We start from the raw sequence: 6,285 nt of genomic DNA on the forward strand, positions 1-6,285 counted from the left end.
CTGTCCCCTTCCCGGACGATCTCCAGCTCGCTCACTCCCTCAAAATCCAGATCGCGGGGCAGACGAATGGCGCGGTTATTGCCGTTTTTAAAAATGGATACAGTTCTCATCATTTCCTCCTGGCCGACCGGCCTGTATGACTATGTTCAGTATATGCAGATGCAAAGCATATGTATAGTCATAGCATATGCAGATGGTAAGTATATGCGTATGTCAGGCCTATGCAGATGTGGGGCATATGGATATGTTAAACCTATACATAGTTCTCTCTTTTTCTGCTGAGATCCGAAAAAAGCTAGTTCCGGATCTGCTTTCCTGCCCCCGGCGCGCAGCGGCCCGGAAACACAAGATGTAGCGGTGTTCTCAGCTGATGATGACGCTATATGTTGTGTCCTTCCCCTCCCCCGTGACCGCCCGCTCACCACCGGAAAAGGATGGTTTGGTTATTCCGTGTGCGAGGTACACTTCCGGAAAATTGTTATACGCAGGAAAATCGGATCTGCCGGAAACGGCCATCCGGTAATTTAGCTGCGTGACTGTTTCATGCCTTATCACGTGCTGATTTCTTCCTTTGTGTACAAAATGAATCATAACGTATACATTTATTGTTATAGCGGTAAATCAGGTTTCATGTTTACTTCAAAGACCATTTACCAGTCCTGAATACGTTTTGCATAAGGAAGGAGTCATGGCGAAGATCCAGGCCAGAAATGTTGACGATGCGCTGTTTGCACGCATTGAGCAGTCAGCGATGAAAAATGAACGTTCACTCGAAGGGGAGATCCGCCTGGCGCTGGCCAGACAGTATCCTGCCGGGACCACCTCTCCGGAAATCCTCTCCAGCCGGCAACAGTGGCAGAAGGAATGTGGCGGGCGTCTGCGCGCCCTGTTTGACCGTCTGTCCGCTGACGGCTTTTTCCCGGGGGCCGGGCAACCCGGGCCGACGCGGATCGCCGACCAGGTACGGATAGCTCACCGGTTACATGTTTCCCCGGGACTGCTCCTGGACTGTATCGATGGCGCCGGTGAGTTAACCCGTGAGCTGGCTGAACGGATTGAAAGCCGGTTCGGCGCCAGTGCAGACTGGCTGACCACCGGTGACGGGAAGATGTTCCCGCTGGTGATCCTGGGGACGTATTTTGGTGTCAGCTGGGAGGAGTTTTTCTTCCCGGATGATGATGAAAGGTATGTCTTTGAGTTCATCCGCATCGCCGGTGGGCGCCATGATGGCACCCTGATGATCCTGCGCCAGCATGAGCAGAACGGCCGTATCACTGCCGGCGTGGTAACAGAGGCGTTTTTCCTTGGTGCCGGTATGGGGCCGGGGGGGTATGTAAACCTGAAAGAATTTTTGTTGTTCCTCAGACAACACGGCGGGAATCTGGTCATGAATGCGTATGTGTTCTCCCCCCCGGAGCCGGATTTTGATTTCTGGTCAGTCATGGGTCAGCACCATCCGGTCTGGTTCCGTGACGCCAGACGTCGCTCCCCTTCCCGCTGGCTGCAGCAGGTACTCAGTGGTGAAGATCCGGGCGAATGGTTTGCCGGGGGATGGTCATCAATACTGAAAGAAGTGGCCGAAGCTACCCCTCCGGATAACGCTACTGAACATACTGAAAAAAATGATGAATGATTCGGTGCATCACGGCAACGTATAACAGGAAACCAGATGAACAGAACATATGACGAACCAGAGACCGAAACGGACGTGATGGCCGCCGCCTTCCGCACCATGCGCAGGTACGGCATGACTATCATCACCGCCACGCAGCATTTGGATGTTAATGGTTACGTGAAATCTGACCCGCCGATGCCCAGAACGCGGCTGCGCCGCTACCTGGGGCAGTATGGCCTGCGCGGTGAGGCGCTGAACAGGGAGGTCAGACGTATCGTCGCTGGCCCTGAACGACCAGATAACACGCTGAAAGCCGGAATCTTCTATACGTGGCCCTATGGCTGGGAGCCTGCGGATTTCACGCCAGTGATGAGGCGCATTTTCAAGGGAAAGCGCACCCGCCATGTGATGTTGTTTGATGAACTGCCTCAGCTGTTTGGCAAGAATGACTATTGAACCGGATACTATTTTTGAGGCGAGGTATGGGTACACCAACATTTAGCTCATTTAACGATGTGGTCCGGGAGCTTGAGGATGTATATGGCCACCAGGAGCTGTGGCTTTATTCTGGCCTTAATGAGGACAGCCCCATCGAGACAGCCCGCCGGCGTCAGAAATGGCGATCTCCAAAAATTCTCAAACGAAACGGCAGAATGGTGGCAGAACAATCAGGCCAGCCTGATTTCTGGGTGCTCACGGGTGACTACCATCTGCCGCAGTCTGAACACAGCGCTCCGCCGTGGAAAGCCTGCCTCATCGATAAGGTCTTTAAAGTGTATTGCTCACTGTTAGGGAAAAAAACATGACCGACTGTGTTACCCGGACTGGTGACGACAAAACAATGTGGCTCGTGACATTGCCGGAGAGCATTACAAATAACAGTACCCGCCAGGAGGAAAATCTGGTCGTTATTCTGAGCAGGGAGGAATCGTGGGGGCCAACTTCTGACCATTTTCCCGACGGATTGTACCGGGTCTCCTGCATAATGACACTGTACCTGGCCGATACCAAACAGACGAAGACTCAGACTTTCACTGCAATCTACTGGCCTCAACAGAAGGCCCTGCATCTGTTTACAGATGAGTTCAGACTGGAACGCCGCCTGCAGGGACTCGGCCTGGGTAGCTGGATCACGCAGCAGTTTGTTCTCTGGGCCAGAGGCCTTCCGCCAGCAACCCTGGTTTTGCCGATTGAAATTTCCCGGGTTGATGAAGAAAACGAAGAAAACAAGATCCGGAGGGACAGGCTGTGGCACGCAATGGGTTTCCGGTTCCCGGAGGGGGAAACCAGCTCAATGCCGCTGCGGGCAGACGAACTGCAGTTGCCACGGGGCAGGTGTTCAACGCTCCGGGTGGAGCCCTTGGTATCCGCGGTACACCGGCTGGAAGACTGTTATCGCGGGCTGCAGGAAAAAATCGTGCAGCTCGAAGGCAAAAAACGGTCGCATAATAAGTTAATTACTTCACTTAGGAATCGTCCATTTTATCATCTGTGGCACAGGAAAGGGGGCCAGCTCCCGGACGAGAAATGTGATGCCCTGCCACTATGGGCAGAAAAACTGTCTCTGCCGCAGAGCGGAGATTCTGACCAGGAGGTGGCGCAACGGGCAACCGGTGTCATCCGGCTGGCTACCCTGTGTGCTCAGTCGCAGAAAAGAATCCTGGAGCTGGAAAGGGATCTTGCCTCGCAAAGTGAGGAGCTCGTTGACCTGCAGACAAATCTCCTTTCTATCCTGAGGGAGAAATTATCCAACCAGGACTTATTCTGGGTGGGCTTGGTGACTTTTCTGGGCTTTATCTACTGGATGTTGGTGTCATGAATGTTCCCGTTCCATAGCAACCCGCTGAAGAGGAGTGAAACCTGTGCCCGAAAATATCGTGTCTACCGTCATTGACGGGGTAGTTTTGTTTGCGACTTCGTCTGTATTCTGGCTGGTTAGTCATCCTGACTCCGGTAATATTACGAAGAAAATTCTCGGCAAAGAAAAAAGTTAACAGAAATTATGAATAACCTGGTTCCAGTTGGATCTCCGGCATCTCCCGGAACATTGCTCCCGGTGGCCATCGATTACCCTGCCGCCCTCGCCCTGCGCCAGATGGCGCTCGTGCAGGATGAACTGCCGAAATACCTGCTGGCGCCGGAAGTCAGCGCCCTGCTCCATTACGTGCCGGATCTTCACCGCAAGATGCTGATGGCGACGCTGTGGAACACCGGCGCGCGCATTAATGAAGCGCTCGCGCTGACCCGGGGGGATTTTTCGCTGGCGCCGCCATATCCGTTCGTGCAGCTGGCCACGCTCAAGCAGCGCACAGAGAAAACGGCCAGAACAGCAGGTCGAGCGCCGGCCGGTAGTCAGGCTCATCGTTTGGTTCCGCTTTCCGATCACCACTACGTCAGCCAGCTGCAGATGATGGTGGCAACCCTGAAAATTCCGCTGGAAAGACGAAACAAGCGCACCGGCAAAGTGGAGAAGGCGCGTATCTGGGAGATTACTGACCGTACCGTGCGCACCTGGCTTAGCGAAGCGGTGGAGGCCGCAGCGGCCGACGGGGTGACGTTCTCAGTACCTGTGACCCCCCATACGTTCCGTCACTCCTACGCGATGCACATGCTGTACGCCGGCATACCACTGAAGGTTTTGCAGAGCCTGATGGGCCACAAATCGATTAGCTCGACGGAGGTCTATACGAAGGTGTTTGCGCTCGATGTCGCGGCGCGCCATCGTGTGCAGTTCGCCATGCCGGAAGCCGATGCGGTAGCGCTGATGAAACAACTTGAGAGGCGCTAAAAGCTGCATTCGCGGTTCTGTAACGTCAAGCTATGGCGCGGGAGTGGAAGACAGGCGTAAAAAAGCTACTGGCGCGGCCTTAGTTAGGTAACCTGTGATATCAAACTGCTCTCTCAGCTAAGACTTACAGTGTAAATGCAGTAATTTATCTAATTCGCGTAGTCTGGCCAGATAGCCATCACTCATTGCCTTACCGCTTTCATCATTGGCTCCACTCATCGTAGTGTTTTGATATTACCAGCCCAGATCCAGCACACCCAGCAGAACTGGACAGAATAGGCTGTATGTCTAACTTCTGGCGACGGATATGATCGAGCCTGCAGTGCTCGCCGCAGCCGAGCGACAGGGCGAAGCCCAGAGTGAGCGAGGAAGCACCAGGGAACAGAACTCCTAAATTCTGCATACGCTCAATGGCTGAAAAATCACCTCCCCTAGGGGTTATCCACTTATCCACGGGGATATTTTTATAAGATCTTTTTTAATAGTTGTTAGATCTTTATTTTTAGAATGCCCACAGGCCTTTATCCATGCGGGTTCCAGAGAGGGATCTGTGACAAACCGCCCTTTCAGTGTGACAAATCACCCTCAAATAGCCGTCCTTTCTGTGACAAGTTGCCCTTAACTCTGTGACAAATTGCCCTCAGGAAGCGTTGCTTTTCACAAAGTTATCCCTCCCTGTTGACTCTGTTTTATAAAGTGTGACAATCTGAAAACCTGTCACACTTCACATGGACCTGTCATGGCGGAAATAGCGGTTATAAACCATAAAAAACGTAAAAATAGCCCGCGGATTGTCCAGTCAAATGAGCTGACTGAGGCGGCATATAGTCTCTCCAGGGATCAAAAGCGTATGCTGTATCTGTTCGTTGACCAGATCAGAAAATCCGACGGCTCCCTGCAGGAACATGACGGCATCTGCGAAATTCACGTTGCTAAATACGCTGAAACTTTCGGGCTGACCTCCGCTGAAGCCAGTAAGGATATACGACAGGCTTTAAAAGGTTTTGCGGGTAAGGAAGTAGTTTTCTATCGCCCTGAAGAGGATGCCGGCGATGAAAAAGGGTATGAATCCTTTCCCTGGTTTATCAAACGTGCGCACAGCCCATCCAGAGGGCTTTACAGCGTACATATCAACCCATATCTGATTCCCTTCTTCATCGGGTTACAGAACCGGTTTACGCAGTTCCGGCTCAGTGAAACAAAAGAGATTACCAATCCGTATGCCATGCGTTTATACGAATCCCTGTGTCAGTACCGTAAACCTGATGGCTCTGGTGTCGTGTCCCTGAAAATCGACTGGATCATGGAGCGCTACCAACTACCCCAAAGTTATCAGCGTATGCCGGATTTTCGCCGTCGTTTCCTGCAGGCAAGTGTTGATGAGATCAATAGCCGGACACCTATGCGCCTCTCTTACATCGAGAAAAAGAAAGGCCGCCAGACGACTCATATAGTATTTTCCTTCCGTGATATCACCTCGATGACAACAGAATAGCCAGAGGGTTATCTGTCACAGATTTGAGGGTGCTTCGTCACATTTGATCTGGAAGGTTGAGGGTGATTTGTCACAGTTTTGATGTTCCCTCCCTGGCATCCTGCGCTTACTCATAGTTTTTTTGGCTGTAACCGGTAGTGGAGCCAGAATTGAGGGCAATTTGTCACCCTATCCTGAGGGTAGTTTGTCACAGTTAAATGAGTGCAGTTTGTCACACTAGATTTTCCCCTCTTCCCGTTAGTCATATGACATGAGGGCAAGTTCGACATAATTAATGAGGGCAGATTGTCACATTTGTTGCCCTGAACACGCTATCTGTGTGTGCCTATACATGTGGTGTTTCACGCAGCCCTGGCCGTCCACGAAGTTGACCTGTTTCCCACAGTC

At 52.2% G+C, this 6,285-nt stretch carries 6 protein-coding genes and 2 pseudogenes; 7 read left to right on the forward strand and 1 reads right to left on the reverse strand.

Annotation, left to right across the window (positions count from 1 at the left end; translation table 11 throughout):
• Window positions 1–110 (reverse strand): annotated as a pseudogene (locus HMPREF3140_RS07480) (AbrB/MazE/SpoVT family DNA-binding domain-containing protein); the annotation flags it as partial.
• On the opposite strand from HMPREF3140_RS07480, the pseudogene HMPREF3140_RS27050 reads away from it, so the two are divergent.
• The 7 genes and pseudogenes from HMPREF3140_RS27050 to repE all read left to right on the forward strand — a co-directional run bounded on the left by HMPREF3140_RS27050 (window position 67) and on the right by repE (window position 5,898).
• Window positions 67–528, forward strand: a pseudogene (locus HMPREF3140_RS27050) (hypothetical protein). The pseudogenes HMPREF3140_RS07480 and HMPREF3140_RS27050 sit on opposite strands and share 44 nt — an antisense overlap.
• A gap of 160 nt (window positions 529–688) precedes the next feature.
• Complete coding sequence (locus HMPREF3140_RS07490; protein WP_011977810.1) at window positions 689–1,633, forward strand: hypothetical protein; 945 nt, start codon at window positions 689–691, stop codon at window positions 1,631–1,633.
• Between the two features lie 36 nt (window positions 1,634–1,669).
• On the forward strand, window positions 1,670–2,071 hold the full coding sequence (locus HMPREF3140_RS07495; protein WP_167875980.1) for a hypothetical protein: 402 nt from the start codon (window positions 1,670–1,672) through the stop codon (window positions 2,069–2,071).
• 26 nt (window positions 2,072–2,097) lie between these two features.
• Window positions 2,098–2,421, forward strand: coding sequence for a hypothetical protein (locus HMPREF3140_RS07500; RefSeq protein WP_070552900.1), 324 nt, complete (start codon window positions 2,098–2,100; stop codon window positions 2,419–2,421).
• Window positions 2,418–3,434 carry a hypothetical protein gene (locus HMPREF3140_RS07505; RefSeq protein ID WP_070552901.1) on the forward strand — a complete coding sequence of 339 codons (1,017 nt, stop codon included), beginning with the start codon at window positions 2,418–2,420 and terminating at the stop codon, window positions 3,432–3,434. The genes HMPREF3140_RS07500 and HMPREF3140_RS07505 overlap by 4 nt, the downstream gene beginning before the upstream one ends.
• Before the next feature lie 183 nt (window positions 3,435–3,617).
• The gene (locus tag HMPREF3140_RS07510; protein WP_070552902.1) at window positions 3,618–4,403 is read left to right on the forward strand and encodes a site-specific integrase; all 786 of its coding nucleotides are present in this window, start codon (window positions 3,618–3,620) and stop codon (window positions 4,401–4,403) included.
• 739 nt (window positions 4,404–5,142) lie between these two features.
• Window positions 5,143–5,898: a replication initiation protein RepE gene (repE, locus tag HMPREF3140_RS07515; protein ID WP_001568031.1), complete on the forward strand. Its 756-nt coding sequence runs from the start codon at window positions 5,143–5,145 to the stop codon at window positions 5,896–5,898.
• The last annotated feature ends 387 nt before the right edge of the window (window positions 5,899–6,285 follow it).

Source organism: Klebsiella sp. HMSC16A12, from assembly GCF_001808265.1.
In the GTDB taxonomy this organism is placed as follows: domain Bacteria; phylum Pseudomonadota; class Gammaproteobacteria; order Enterobacterales; family Enterobacteriaceae; genus Klebsiella; species Klebsiella pneumoniae.